Raw genomic sequence first — 12,226 nt, forward strand, 5'->3', positions numbered from 1 at the left:
ATGAGACCCGAAACATAATCGCACGGTGGGTCACTTCTCGATGAAAACCCCGGGTCACTTCTCAGCAGCAATCAACATTTATGTCAGTCAGCTTGTTTCTACGGACATCTGTAGAGAGAACCATCACACCCCCTTGCCCCGCGGTCGCTCTCTAGCCGGTGGGGCTTGAGCGGGATGCTACCCTCTAGAGGTCCCGTAGACCAGCGCCTCACTCCATCGCCGATCAGACGTCCGAAATTGGAGATCGTCAGGTTCCGGGGCTGTCGTGGGTTAGCCTGAATGACCGATGATGGGGCGCAAAGCAGACGTCGCTGTAAGGGCAGTCGAGGGGCGTGTGTGGGGCCAAAATGCGACCATCGCTGGCCTCCCCGCTATCCTCACCGGCTCGGCTGAAGGCGCTCAATGAGCATCCCCCAGTAGAGTTCGGCCGCGCCTTCCTGCGTCAGTTTGGCGGTATCTCGACCGCCGCCCATCGCCGCCATGCCCATGCTGCGCAGAAACATGGATTGGTCGTCCGCCTCGACTGACAGAAGCTCATTATAGCTATTGCTGGCGAACGTCTCCGAGGCCGAGTAGGCAATACCGCCGGCGAAGGTGTGGTCACCCAGGAATACCGTGCAGCGGGACACAGTCTGCCCCTGCTTGTAGACGACCGCCGCGAAGCGATCCGCGTCGATACGACGAAAGTCACCCTCAATCCCGTCGTTTCTGGCTGCCAGCTCGCCGAGCGAATTCTCGAAGAACCGCGCCATATATTCGAAGCTGTCACGCTTGAAGCGGTCCTTGTCCCGCTCGGTGAATGCCTTTGCAAGGGCGAGATTGCTGGACCGCGGGCCAGCCGGAAAGGAGGACCGCGGCTCATCAGCTTCGGCGACGACGGATCTGGTTGCTACCGATGGAGAGGTCTTGGGTGTCAACCGAGCCACCGCTCCCCGAACCGCCTTGGCGACTTCGAGCAGCGCCTGGTCGCGATCTGCCTACTGGGTGACGGGCGTGCCGTTGGGCGGCGTCGCGTTGAGCTTGCCGAACGGAGCCCCATGCCAGTCGCACGCGCGCAGAATCACCGGGATGACAATCGCCTCTCCGGCTGCGTGCCGCTCCATCGCGCGCTTCATCTCGATGTCGTAGCAATAGTCGGAGGCGATGAAGTCAGCGCTGACCAGCAGCAGAATGATGTCGTCGGTTTCGACATGCCGGTCAATGGCGCCGGCAAACTCCTCACCCGCACCGATCCGCCTATCGTGCCAGGTCTCGATAACTCCCTGACGCTTCAGGAGAGCGAGCTGAGTCTCGACCTGGTCCCGCAGCGCCTCATCCACATGAGAGTAAGAAAAGAACACGCTCGCGGCCATACACTCTCCCTGGGCCGGCGCTCGCCGGACTCGGCATAAGTTCTTAATCTGTTCTAGCCAAATCCGGTGCTGACGCATAGATGCTCAGACCAAGACCGGCGATACCTTCAGCGTCCGCCCTATTTCGCGGGAGACCCGTTAGGCGCAACGCGGCTCACCCTCGCCCAGGCTCGCCAGCGAATAGCTCGTGCTCCGCCCGCCCGCTTCGTCCTTCACGAGCATGCCGCGCGCCACAAGATCGGTGATGTCGCGCAGAGCCGTGTCTGGCGAGGTCTTTGTCAGCGTCGCCCATTTCGAAGACGTGAGCTTGCCCTCGAACCCATCCAGCAGCCGGTTGATAACCTTGCGTTGACGCTCGTTGAGCGGTTGCCCGGTCATCGCATCCCAGAACCGCGCCTTCCGGAGGACATTGCCGAGAATCTCCTCGGCGCCGTCGAACGCGCGGTCGAGGCAGCCCAGGAACCATTGCAGCCATACGGTGATGTCGAGGTCGCCCTTCTGGGTCCGTTCGAGGACGGCGTAATAGTCCTTCCGCTCCAGACGGATTTGCGCAGACATGCTGTAGAAGCGTTGCGGACTGCCTTCCGATCGCGCCAGCATCATGTCGGCGATAGCGCGGGCGATCCGGCCATTACCGTCCTCGAAGGGATGGATGGTGACGAACCACAAATGGGCGACCGCCGCCTTCAAGACGGGATCGAGCGACGCGGTGCCATTGAACCATTCGACGAACCCAGCCATTTCGCCGTCGAGCCGGGCCGCCGCCGGCGCTTCATAGTGCACCTTCTCGCGGCCGATCGGGCCGGACACGACCTGCATCGGGCCCGACGCCTCGTCTCGCCAGGCACCGACGATGATCTTGGTCATACCGCTGCGCCCGGTCGGAAACAGCGACGCGTGCCAAGCGAACAGCCGCTCGTCCGTGAGCGGGGCCTGATAGTTCTGGGTGGCGTCGAGCATCATCTCGACCACGCCTTCTACATCGCGGTCGACCGGCGCCAGCGCGCCGATGTCCATGCCAAGGCGGCGGGCGATGGAAGACCGCACCTGATCCTTGTCGAGGATCTCGCCCTCGATCTCGCTAGATTTGAGCACGTCCTCGGTCAGGGTGTGCAGGACAGCCTCGGCCCGCAGGTCGAACCCGAGCGCCTCCATCCGCCCCAGCAACCGACCCTGCCGATGGCGCACGGCGGCCAATTGCTCGGCCAGGTCTTTGCTGCTCCATTCGAAGCTGGGCCAGCCTTCAAGTTCATGGATATAGGTCGCCATATTCTCCGCGCTCCTTGCGGCGAATATGGCTGACATTCTCCGCAGGCGCAAGTCTTTCGCCGCACTTTATGCGGTGAATGGCGCCATTAAACTCCGCAAGGCCTCGCTGGCTCCGACCTATTGCGTCAAAAGCTGGTTCGCGAGCGCCTCTATCCGCTCGCCATTTCCGGCGGGCAGACATGAGGAGAAACGTCATGAACCATTCGACGATCATCCCACCACGCTTCCTAGTGACGAAGGAGGCCGCGCGCTTTCTGGCGCTTTCAGCCCGGACGCTCGAGAAACATCGAAGCTACGGAACCGGCCCAGTATATCGGAAGATCGGCGGTCGGGTCGTCTATGCGATTGCCAACCTGCTGGCGTGGGCCGACAAAGGCCTGCGATACTCGACGCTAGAACCCGGCCCTGACGTGATCTATCCGACAAGCTGGGATCCAATCCTGGAAAGGCCGCGCAAGCAACTGACGGATCTTTCCGACGAAGCGTGATCAAATGGCTCGCGGGTTTGGGTCAGCCTGGAACCGCGAGCTTCAATCGAAGCGACCACCACTTCGTTTGAACAACCATGATCAGGAAGGCAAAGGAGACAGCTGTGAACAGGACATCCCGGGCCGAGATCGTGCAATACGAGGTCGCCGGATTGGAGGTCGATCGAGACATGATCCGATCGCTAGCGAACAGACTCGCGACCGAAGGGCCTCACGCAGACCGCATCCGGGCCAGGATCAACAAGGTTCTGGCTGACCAGAGCGGCATCGCCGCCGCTCTCCGGCGGTCGCCGCTTGCGGGCGCGAACCTCGACCTGACCCGTGATCGCATATCTCCGCGCGAGATCGACCTTGTAGATCGAGGCCGGTCACGCTGCCTCGCGCTCCGCGGCGCGATAGACGCCATACGCCACCTTCACCAGCAGGCCTTCTTCGCACATCCAGGCTAGGTAGTGTCTTGGGATACCAAGGGCGGTGAAATCGCAGGTCCTGACCGTGGCCCTTTCGCGCGCAAAAGCGTATGCTTTCTCCCGCAGTGAGGGCTTCGGACCGCCGGCCAGCCGAATGCGTTCTTCACGGTCCCTGTCGCGTTTCCGTCGCGTAGGAAGCTGTGGCGGGCGTTCGAGGGGAATCGGCGACTCAAAGTTCGCAGTTTCATTCAGCCTCGGGAGCCACTTCATTTTCAAATCACTGTTGTGATTTTCCGACAGGCCGCCCACTGGGCGGCCTAAAAATCGCGACTAAGGTGCGAGCTGTCAGGAAACGACCTGAATTCCACGTAACAATTCCTTCGAGGAGCGACCAAGGGCGGCTGCGACCGGGTTCATCCGATCCGGATTCGGTTGCCGAAATTGATGGTCAGCAGCAGGCCGACATAGGCAGCGATGGCGGCTTTGATGAGGTCGCCGGGCACGAAGATCAGGTTGCCGATGACGGCTTCGGCAAGCGTCAAGCTCGCAGCGAACGCAAGCCAGGCGATTCCAAAGATATGGTCGATGACCACGCCGGCGGCTGCCGCGACGAAAAAGCTGGCGACCAGCTTCCAGCGGTCGGTGATGCGATGGGCTGCCTTGTCGGACAGCCAGCCTGTGACAACGGCGGCAGGCAGGAAGCCGACCAGATAGCCGGCTGTAGGGCCGAGGAATACGGCAAGCCCACCTCGTCCGCCCGACAGTACCGGCAGGCCGACAGCGACAAGCACCCAGAGCAGGAGCACGGTTAAACCTCCCCCACGCGCGCCCAGCACCACCCCGGCCAGGAGAACGCCCAGGCTCTGCGCATGAATTGGAACAGGGAAGAACCCTACCATGATGGGCGGGACCAGCCCCAGAACCACGATGATTGCCGTGAAAAGGGCGATGAGAACTAAAGATCGAGTGGACAATGTGGTTGAACCTCTAGTTGCGCTTTGAAGGTGTGCCGCGAATATTGCGGGCGTCGATGGCATTGGCGATCTCGTCGGCACATAGAATGGTGGAGATGACCATTGGCACGATGATGGTGGACGGCCGCAATTTGAGGCCCCGGGCGCGATGCGCATCGACCACATTCCGATAGCGCGCGCGTATCTCGGGCACGAAGCGGATGACGAGGCCAATGGCCAGCCCGATGTCCCTGGCATTGGCAATGCCGAGCCTTTCCAGGGGATGGGCTATGCGCGTGATCGTATCGATGAACTGCCCTACGCTTGTGGTCACTGTGACGACGGTGGCAAATAGACTTAGCGACCCCAGGCGAAGCAAAACGATCGTGGCCGCTTCCGGGCCCCTCGCAAACACCGTCCAGATGCCGAGCGCAGCAATGGTCAGAAGCAGAGGCCAGGCCTTGAGCCACTGCACCAACGCGGCGCGGCAACACAACAGGGTGGCTGCAACAATCGCGCCGGACAGCCAGGACAAGGCGACGGGAGAGGTCAGCGTGAAGAGCAGCACGCTTAACGCGAAAAGCGCGAGCAGCTTGGCTCCCGGCGGCACTCGGTGGATCGGGCTGTCGCCCTTGGCGTCCGGGATCATCACGCGGCGAGCTTCAGGTAACGATCGATGGTTTCTTCGGCCGGGCCGTCATGGGCAAGCGTCCCTTCGTGAAAGAGGAGCACCCGCGGAAAACCCGAAACAAGAGCCAGGTCATGGCTCACGACGATAACATTCTCGTCGAGGGCATGGATCGTTTGCTCGATCAGGTTTCGGTTCCGGAGGTCCAGTTGATTGGTGGGCTCGTCCATGATGACGATGTCAGGGGAGGTGGCTAGCACCGCGGCCAGGGCCGCGAGCTGAACTTCTCCACCCGAAAGCTCGTGCGCGCGCCGTTCCAGGAGATGGGCAATGCCGACGCGCTCCAGGGCTCCGGCCACCGCACGATCAGCATCGGCCTTGGCAAGACGGCGCGATTGCAGGCCCAGCGCGATATCTTCCCTGACCAAAGGCAGCACGATTTGGCTCGCCGGATTTTGGAAGATGTAGCCGACGGCTGCACGAGCTTGGGCGGCGTGGGTCGCAGTGTCGTGACCGTTGGTGACCACGCGACCGGCCGAGGGCAGCAGAAGCCCGTTGATCAGACGTGCAAATGTGCTTTTTCCGGAGCCGTTGAGGCCAATGATGCCAATGCGTCGCTCGGTCAGCCTTAGTGACAAGGGCTTGAGCACGACGCGCCGGTCGAAGGTAGCCTCGGCTTGGTCGAACACGATGTCCAATATCGGGATCCAGCTATTGCGCGCCTGATTTGCTCTGAGCCAGTCACAAGGTCAAGGATTCATGAACGTCCGGCTACCATCCTAACGCTGACAATCCGCTTCCCACCTCCATTCACGACCTGGCGACCCAAAATTCTGCTACTGGTCGCGTTGGCGCGGGATTCTAGGGACCTTCCACCAAATGCCAGGAAATACAGGGTTTTTGATAGGGATCGATATCAGCCGCACCCGATCGACGCGTATGCTCAGGAGGCCATCGACCATTGCAATCACCCGCTGCGACGCGGGATGGCTGTCTAGGGGATGAGGTCTCGGATGCGTTTCCTGGCTCTTGCGCTGATCTTCGCGGCACCGCCGGCGGCGGCGCAGGATATCGGCTTCCGCAGTCCCAGCGGCAACGTCCACTGCATGATCTTCTCCGGCTCATACGCTGGTGCGCGCTGCGATCTGTCGAAGTTCACCTCGTCCTACCCTCGTCCGGACGATTGCGATCTCGACTGGGGATTCGCATTCGAGATCGGCGTCACCGGGCCGGGCATGCCGATTTGCGCCGGCGATACCGTGATGGACCCGAACGCAGCGGTGCTGGACTACGGGCACTCTGTGGTCTCCGACGGCATTACATGCACCTCGGCCAAGTCTGGAATGACCTGCAAGAATGCCGAGGGCCACGGCTTCACGGTCGCCCGCGCCAAACAGCAGGCGTTCTGATCGCGCCCGGCCGGGTATGCCAGCCGCTCGGAACCTTTGCCGAACCCTCGCCGTTTCAGGGAAATTCAATCCCAGCCCGGAGAGCAATCCATGCCAGACAGCACGCAGACGAACAGGGAAGACGACCTCTCAAAGGAGGTCGATCAGCTGAAGCGCGAGATTGCCAACCTCAGAAGCGCGATCGCCGAGCGGGCCGACGACTTGGTGCAGGGGGCCAGCCGCGCCGCCGGCGCCGTGGCGCAGCCCATCCGCAACAATCCCGGCACCGCCGGGCTCCTCTTCGGAACCTTGCTCGGGCTGCTCGCCGGCATGGCTATCGCCCAGATGAGCGAACAACGCCCCCGGCACTGGTACGATCGCTATAGGTGACATCGTCCGCTGAAGGGTGACGTTGAGTTACCCCTCCTGACGTTAAAGGGAGAAAGCCGCGTCTTTTTCGCTTGCGTCCCCAGCGCGGGCATGGTGCCTGTCGGCGCCAGCCTGCCTGAGGATTTGAAGATGAACGCGACCGCCGCCCCCTCCCCCGCGCCCGCCTGCCCGATCTGCGGTGGCGCGGTGTTCGGGCCGGGCCCCAAGGGCCGCACGTCGCCCAACGGCGCCATGCCGCGTTGCGCCGGCTGCCAGTCGCTGGAGCGCCATCGTATCTTCCGCATCATGTTCGACAGGCTCCGCCCGCATGATTTTGCCGGCTGGAAGGCGATCCAGTTCAGCCCCGACCCGACCGTCGACCCCGCGTGGTTCGCCTCGCATGAGCTGTCGGTCTATGGCGAGCCCGGCGGACTGGATATCCAAGCGATAGACCGGCCCGACGCCGCCTACGACATCGCCATCTGCTCGCATGTGCTGGAACATGTCGGCGACGATCGCTCGGCACTCCACGAACTGCTGCGCATCGTCAGGCCGGACGGCCTTCTCTATCTCGCCTTCCCCGACCCCTTCCGCGAAGACGTGACCCGCGACTGGGGTTTTCCGAAACCTGAGAAGCACGGCCACTGGCGCGTCTACGGCGCGGACGTGGTGGAACGTTTCGCCGCCTACATACCCGACCAGCCGGTGCTGGCCTATCGCGGCCAGGATCCGATCACCGGCGAACGGGAAGGAGCTTTCCTGCTGCCGCGCTCGGCAGCACGCCACCGCTGGATTCTCGACCGGCTGGATGGCTCGGTCAGCCTTTTTTCAGGGCCCGGCCTCTAGAGCGTTTCCAGCCAAGCGCACAGCGAGTTTGGGTCCGGAATTTGCGTCCCTAGCCGGCGACCACGTCGGCCGAGAGCCGCAGCTCGCGCATCGGTCGTACCCGGGCGGTCGTCTCGGCATAGGTCGGATGCGCCTTGTAGGCGGCGAGCGCCGCCTCGTCGGGGAACTCCGCATAGACCACCACGTCCACCTCGTCCGACAACGGGTCGACCTTGGTGTTCAGGGACACTTCGAACAGCGTGGAATTCGGGATCGAGCCGAGCGCCTCGAGCCCGACGCGCATGGCCTCGACGTTTTCGCCCCGCTTGGCGCTGAAGAACACGATGTGCCTGATCAAGATACGCCTCCGGATGAGCCCGACCAGGCAAGGATGCCGCGTCGGGCGAACGCTCGCGTAGGGTCTTTTGGTTCGGCTCTTAGCTTAGGTCAACCGTGACGAATCCACGCGCCGGCATCGCGCAAACGGAAAACCCGTTTCCCGCCCGGAAGGCGACGAGCCCACTGATCTATGCGCCGACCATGGCGGTCAACCGCTTCAGTTCCATGACCGTGTAGCTGATGTAGCGACCCTCATTATAGCCGACGTCCCAGATCAGGAACCCGGCCACGATGCAAATGCCAATGACGTAACGCATGGCTTGCTCCCCAACACCTGGGGAATCATCCGCTTTTTTGCATCGTCAGGCAACGTGTCATCGCCCGATGCCCGACTGGGGCCGGTGCGGAAGCTATTCGGGGACGCTCACAGTCTCGGACGCATAGCCGCGAAGCGTCTTTTCGGGCATCAGCCAGAGCATCGCAAAGCCGAGCAGCGTGGTCGCGGCGCAGGCCAGGAAAATCATCGAGAAGGGCTCGGTCGTCGCGGTATGTGCGCCGACGCGCATCCCCTCACCACCGAGCGGCAGCCCGTAGCCCAGCGCCACCGCGCCCAGCATGGCGACGCCAAGCGCGCTTCCAAGCGAACGCAGGAAGGTCAGCACGCCGGTCGCGACCCCGAGATGCGCCTGGTCGACCGCATTCTGCACCGAGACGGTGCACACCGGAAAGGTTGCGCCCGCGCCCAGGCCGATGCAGATCGTCAGCACCTGGACCATGAGCAGCGAGGCATCCGCAGCCACCAGCGCGAACGCCACGAGACAGGCAGCGCTGAACAGCGCCCCCGCCATGGCGATCCTCTTGTAGTGGACGAAACGCGGGATCGTCTTGCCGCTCACCGTCGCGCCAAGCACCGTGCCGAGCAAAAGCCCAAGCATCGCGATGCCGGACTGGCTGGCATTTAGGCCGAGTACCGACTGCAGATAGACCGGCAGGTAGACCGTTAGCCCGACATTTGCCGCCTGCAGCGCGAACATCGAAAGCGTGCCGGCGCGCACGATCCGATCGCCGAGCACTTCGAGCGAGATCAGCGGCTCGGTGGCCCGCATCAGCCTCAGCGCAAAGGCGCTCCAGAATACCGCCGATGCGCCGACCAGCCCGAGTATTTCGAGCGAAACCCACGGATAGGTGCTGCCGCCCCAGTTCAGCGCCAGCAGCAGCAGCGCTGTCGCCGCGATGAGCAGCAGCGCGCCGAGCGCGTCGATGCTGTGCCGCCTTGGCGCGACCGGCAGTTTCTTCAGCGGATTGTTGATGATCGCCATGGCGATCAGGCCGAGCGGGATGTTGATCCAGAAGATCAGCGACCAATGCAGGTGCTCGGCAAAGGTGCCGCCGAGCAGCGGCCCGGCGATGCTGGCGACGGCCCAGGTGCCGGAGATCCAGGCCGCATAGCGCGCACGTTCACGCGGCGGCACCAGATCGCCGATCACCGTCTGCGTCAGCGCGAACAGTCCGCCGCCGCCTATGCCCTGGATCGCCCGTCCGACGATCAGGGTCAGCATGTTCGGCGCCAGCGCGCTGACCAGCGACCCCGCCAGGAAGATCAGCACGGCCGCATGGATCGTCGGCCGGCGGCCATATACGTCGGAGATTTTTCCGTAGAGCGGCGCCAACGCCGTCGCGGTCAGCAGATAGCCGGTGACGATCCAGGGCAGATACTCGGCATGGCCCAGCGCCCCGGCGATCGTCGGCATGGCCGGCGCGACGATCGTCTGGTCGAGCGCGGCGAGCAGCATCGAAAGCAGCACGCCGCCGATGATCACGTTCTTTTCGCTATCGGATAGCGGCGGGCCCTTGAAGCCCTTCACGCCTTCCTGTCTGACGGCCTTGTCCATCGATCCACCCGCGCTTGAGGGCACCATCTCCCGAGGCAGAACCAGCATCGGCATGCGCGATGGCAATGCCGATCTCGGAGCTTCGGGGTGGCTGTGGACCTCGCCGGAAGGCGGGGCTTCGGATCCCGTGGCAACGGGATCGCCGGACTACCAACCGGCGCGCGTTTCCAGAAACAGCGCGGCGGGGCTTAACAGACCCGGTCCTGAGTGTCGAGGCAAAGCCGGAATCTGGACTAAAGAGTGATCCGGTACTTTGCGAACCCTTCCGCGCCCTCGCCGGCGGGCTCGATCTTCACCGCCTTGACCTCGGCGATGTGGTCCTTCGCCTTCGGGCCGGTCTCAAAAATGACGCTTGTCCCTTCCATCGGCACGAAGCTCCAGTTGGAATCGGCGGACGGGTTGATCGTCCCCTGCTCGACGATGTAGCGCACGATCACGTCGCGGTTGGTGTCCGGGGCCTCGAAGATCACCTTGGAGGCGTTGATCTCAGGGAAATTGCCGCCGCCGCCGGCGCGGTAATTGTTCGAGGCGACGACGAACCTCTGCGCCAGATCGATCGGCTTGCCGTCGAACGCCAGCTCGACGATGCGGTTCGAAGCGGCGTTCAGCACCTCGCCCTTCGACCCGTATTTCGGCGGCTGCGACAGGTCGATCCTGTAGGTCACGCCGTCGATCACGTCGAAATTGTAGGACGGGAAGTCGAGGTTGATCAGCGGCTGGTCCGCCTTGCCCTTCTCGATCTGGTTGAAGATGCCGGTCGACATCTCCAGCCACTCCTTGACCTGGGCGCCGGTCACCGCCACCGCCTGCACCGTGTTGGGATAGAGGTAGAGGTCGGCGACGTTCTTGATCGCCACGTCGCCCGCCGGAACGTCTGTGTAGTAGTCCGGCCCGCCGCGCCCGCCGGCCTTGAAGGGCGCCGCCGCCGAAAGCACCGGCAGATCCTTGTGCTCGGTGTCCTTCAGCATGTCCTTGATGTACCAGGTCTGCGCCTGGGAAACGATCTGCACCGACGGATCGTCGGCCACCAGCGCGAAATAGGAATAGAGCGGCGCCGACGTCTTTCCCACCGGCGTGCGCACATAGGCGAGCGTCGCCTCGTGCTCGGTCTTGGCCGCGTCCTCGACCTCGGCCTTGCTCTCGACGAGCGCTTGCGTCTTGCCGTCGGCGCGCTTGGAGATCGGACGCGCCTCGGCTGTCGAGCCGACCACCTTCCAGGCATTGCCGTCGCGCTCCAGCATCAGATCGATCAGGCCGAGATGCGAACCCCAGAAGCCGCCCATGACGCCGGGCTTGCCGTTGACGAGGCCCTTCGCTCCATCGAGGCCCGGCATGTCCTTCCCGTCCTTCTCCTGGAATTTCGGCCCGGGGAAATCGAGATGGCTGTGTCCCGTCACGATCGCGTCGATGCTGTCGACGCCCGCCAGCAGGACCGATGCGTTCTCCAGGTTCTCGGCATACTCCATCGGCCCCATGCCCGAATGCGACAGCGCGATGATGATCTCGGCGCCCTCTTCCTTCATCTGCGGCACCCACGCCTCGCCGGCCTTGACGATGTCGCGCGTCATCGCCTTGCCGGTCAGGTGGCGCGAATCCCAGGTCATGATCTGCGGTGGCACGAAGCCGATGAGGCCGATGCGGATCGGGTGCTCGGCGCCAGTCCCGTCCTTGATCGTCCTGTCGAGGATGACGTAGGGCTTCAGGAACAGCTCGTCCTTGGTCGGGTCGCCGGCGAGTTGGCCCTTGGTCAGGTTGGCGCAGACGAACGGGAAATTCGAGCCGGCAAGCACGTTGAACATGAAGTCGAGCCCGTAGTTGAACTCGTGGTTGCCGAGCGTCGAGCAGTCGTAGCCCAGCGTGTTCATCGCCTTGATGACCGGGTGGACGTCGCCTTCCTTCATGCCACGCTGATAGGCGATGTAGTCGCCCATCGGGTTGCCCTGCAGGAAATCACCATTGTCGACCAGGATCGAGTTGGTTGCCTCGGCGCGGATCTGGTCGATGATCGTGGCGGTGCGCGCCAGCCCCATCGTGTCATTGGGCTTGTCCGCATAGTAGTCGTAGGGGAACACGTGGACGTGCAGGTCCGTGGTCTCCATGATCCGGAGGTGCGCCTGGTTGGCCTGTGCGCGCGCCGAGAACGGATGCAGGATCGCGATGGCGCCAGCGGCCGTCGAGCTTGCGAGGAACGAGCGGCGCGACATCGGGTGAAGCATCTCCGGCATGGTTTTCTCCTCGTGGAACGCGGATGCGAAAGACGGCCCGACGGCGAGTGTCGCGCTGAAATTTCTCCAAGTCCAGCAGCCGGAAATG

Annotated in this window: 16 protein-coding genes; 5 read left to right on the top strand and 11 right to left on the bottom strand. The window is 63.2% G+C overall.

The window, feature by feature from the left end; all coding sequences use genetic code 11:
* Positions 1 to 377 precede the first annotated feature (377 nt).
* The 3 genes from D8676_RS27810 to D8676_RS26660 form a co-directional block, all read right to left on the bottom strand.
* Complete coding sequence (locus tag D8676_RS27810) at positions 378 to 917, bottom strand: hypothetical protein (RefSeq protein WP_245427207.1); 540 nt, start codon at positions 915 to 917, stop codon at positions 378 to 380.
* Between the two features lie 60 nt (positions 918 to 977).
* Positions 978 to 1,352: a toll/interleukin-1 receptor domain-containing protein gene (locus tag D8676_RS27815; protein ID WP_245427210.1), complete on the bottom strand. Its 375-nt coding sequence runs from the start codon at positions 1,350 to 1,352 to the stop codon at positions 978 to 980.
* A gap of 138 nt (positions 1,353 to 1,490) precedes the next feature.
* The gene (locus tag D8676_RS26660; protein ID WP_121584112.1) at positions 1,491 to 2,621 is read right to left on the bottom strand and encodes a Fic family protein; all 1,131 of its coding nucleotides are present in this window, start codon (positions 2,619 to 2,621) and stop codon (positions 1,491 to 1,493) included.
* Positions 2,622 to 2,815: 194 nt separating this feature from the next.
* Between D8676_RS26660 and D8676_RS26665 the strand changes: the two genes are divergently transcribed.
* Positions 2,816 to 3,109, top strand: coding sequence for a DNA-binding protein (locus D8676_RS26665; RefSeq protein WP_121584113.1), 294 nt, complete (start codon positions 2,816 to 2,818; stop codon positions 3,107 to 3,109).
* 104 nt (positions 3,110 to 3,213) lie between these two features.
* Positions 3,214 to 3,558 carry a hypothetical protein gene (locus tag D8676_RS26670; RefSeq protein WP_245427213.1) on the top strand — a complete coding sequence of 115 codons (345 nt, stop codon included), beginning with the start codon at positions 3,214 to 3,216 and terminating at the stop codon, positions 3,556 to 3,558.
* Here the strand turns inward: D8676_RS26670 and D8676_RS27985 are convergent.
* From D8676_RS27985 to D8676_RS26690, 4 genes are all read right to left on the bottom strand, one after another.
* Positions 3,478 to 3,789 carry a type IV toxin-antitoxin system AbiEi family antitoxin domain-containing protein gene (locus D8676_RS27985; protein WP_121584114.1) on the bottom strand — a complete coding sequence of 104 codons (312 nt, stop codon included), beginning with the start codon at positions 3,787 to 3,789 and terminating at the stop codon, positions 3,478 to 3,480. The two genes, D8676_RS26670 and D8676_RS27985, sit on opposite strands and share 81 nt — an antisense overlap.
* A gap of 143 nt (positions 3,790 to 3,932) precedes the next feature.
* On the bottom strand, positions 3,933 to 4,493 hold the full coding sequence (locus D8676_RS26680; protein ID WP_121584115.1) for a biotin transporter BioY: 561 nt from the start codon (positions 4,491 to 4,493) through the stop codon (positions 3,933 to 3,935).
* Positions 4,494 to 4,506: 13 nt separating this feature from the next.
* Complete coding sequence (locus tag D8676_RS26685; protein WP_121584116.1) at positions 4,507 to 5,121, bottom strand: energy-coupling factor transporter transmembrane protein EcfT; 615 nt, start codon at positions 5,119 to 5,121, stop codon at positions 4,507 to 4,509.
* Positions 5,121 to 5,798, bottom strand: a complete 678-nt coding sequence (locus tag D8676_RS26690) for an energy-coupling factor ABC transporter ATP-binding protein (protein ID WP_121584117.1) — start codon at positions 5,796 to 5,798, stop codon at positions 5,121 to 5,123. Before D8676_RS26690 ends, D8676_RS26685 begins: the two co-directional genes overlap by 1 nt.
* A gap of 315 nt (positions 5,799 to 6,113) precedes the next feature.
* On the opposite strand from D8676_RS26690, the gene D8676_RS26695 reads away from it, so the two are divergent.
* The 3 genes from D8676_RS26695 to D8676_RS26705 all read left to right on the top strand — a co-directional run bounded on the left by D8676_RS26695 (position 6,114) and on the right by D8676_RS26705 (position 7,703).
* On the top strand, positions 6,114 to 6,509 hold the full coding sequence (locus D8676_RS26695) for a DUF6636 domain-containing protein (RefSeq protein ID WP_121584118.1): 396 nt from the start codon (positions 6,114 to 6,116) through the stop codon (positions 6,507 to 6,509).
* Between the two features lie 90 nt (positions 6,510 to 6,599).
* Entirely contained in the window at positions 6,600 to 6,878 is a 279-nt protein-coding gene (locus D8676_RS26700) for a hypothetical protein (RefSeq protein WP_121584119.1), read from the top strand.
* A gap of 129 nt (positions 6,879 to 7,007) precedes the next feature.
* A complete protein-coding gene (locus tag D8676_RS26705; RefSeq protein ID WP_210210777.1) occupies positions 7,008 to 7,703 on the top strand; it encodes a methyltransferase domain-containing protein in 696 nt (231 codons plus the stop codon).
* A 49-nt stretch (positions 7,704 to 7,752) separates the two neighbouring features.
* On the opposite strand, the gene D8676_RS26710 is transcribed toward D8676_RS26705, so the two are convergent.
* The 4 genes from D8676_RS26710 to D8676_RS26720 form a co-directional block, all read right to left on the bottom strand.
* Positions 7,753 to 8,040: a Dabb family protein gene (locus D8676_RS26710; RefSeq protein ID WP_121584121.1), complete on the bottom strand. Its 288-nt coding sequence runs from the start codon at positions 8,038 to 8,040 to the stop codon at positions 7,753 to 7,755.
* A 169-nt stretch (positions 8,041 to 8,209) separates the two neighbouring features.
* A complete protein-coding gene (locus D8676_RS27890) occupies positions 8,210 to 8,338 on the bottom strand; it encodes a hypothetical protein (RefSeq protein WP_281034815.1) in 129 nt (42 codons plus the stop codon).
* A 93-nt stretch (positions 8,339 to 8,431) separates the two neighbouring features.
* On the bottom strand, positions 8,432 to 9,913 hold the full coding sequence (locus tag D8676_RS26715; protein WP_121584122.1) for an MDR family MFS transporter: 1,482 nt from the start codon (positions 9,911 to 9,913) through the stop codon (positions 8,432 to 8,434).
* A gap of 233 nt (positions 9,914 to 10,146) precedes the next feature.
* Entirely contained in the window at positions 10,147 to 12,138 is a 1,992-nt protein-coding gene (locus D8676_RS26720; protein WP_121584123.1) for a bifunctional 2',3'-cyclic-nucleotide 2'-phosphodiesterase/3'-nucleotidase, read from the bottom strand.
* Between the last annotated feature and the right edge of the window lie 88 nt (positions 12,139 to 12,226).

The organism is Mesorhizobium sp. YM1C-6-2, from assembly GCF_003666685.1.
Taxonomy (GTDB): Bacteria; Pseudomonadota; Alphaproteobacteria; order Rhizobiales; family Rhizobiaceae; genus Mesorhizobium_K.

Excerpts from the sequence above, each read along its gene's own strand:
- D8676_RS27815 (WP_245427210.1), bottom strand. The coding sequence starts at position 1,352 with ATGGCCGCGAGCGTGTTCTTTTCTTACTCTCATGTGGATGAGGCGCTG.
- D8676_RS26660 (WP_121584112.1), bottom strand. The coding sequence starts at position 2,621 with ATGGCGACCTATATCCATGAACTTGAAGGCTGGCCCAGCTTCGAATGG.
- D8676_RS26665 (WP_121584113.1), top strand. The coding sequence starts at position 2,816 with ATGAACCATTCGACGATCATCCCACCACGCTTCCTAGTGACGAAGGAG.
- D8676_RS27985 (WP_121584114.1), bottom strand. The coding sequence starts at position 3,789 with ATGAAGTGGCTCCCGAGGCTGAATGAAACTGCGAACTTTGAGTCGCCG.
- D8676_RS26685 (WP_121584116.1), bottom strand. The coding sequence starts at position 5,121 with ATGATCCCGGACGCCAAGGGCGACAGCCCGATCCACCGAGTGCCGCCG.
- D8676_RS26695 (WP_121584118.1), top strand. The coding sequence starts at position 6,114 with ATGCGTTTCCTGGCTCTTGCGCTGATCTTCGCGGCACCGCCGGCGGCG.
- D8676_RS26700 (WP_121584119.1), top strand. The coding sequence starts at position 6,600 with ATGCCAGACAGCACGCAGACGAACAGGGAAGACGACCTCTCAAAGGAG.
- D8676_RS26705 (WP_210210777.1), top strand. The coding sequence starts at position 7,008 with ATGAACGCGACCGCCGCCCCCTCCCCCGCGCCCGCCTGCCCGATCTGC.
- D8676_RS27890 (WP_281034815.1), bottom strand. The coding sequence starts at position 8,338 with ATGCGTTACGTCATTGGCATTTGCATCGTGGCCGGGTTCCTGATCTGG.
- D8676_RS26715 (WP_121584122.1), bottom strand. The coding sequence starts at position 9,913 with ATGGACAAGGCCGTCAGACAGGAAGGCGTGAAGGGCTTCAAGGGCCCG.
- D8676_RS26720 (WP_121584123.1), bottom strand. The coding sequence starts at position 12,138 with ATGCCGGAGATGCTTCACCCGATGTCGCGCCGCTCGTTCCTCGCAAGC.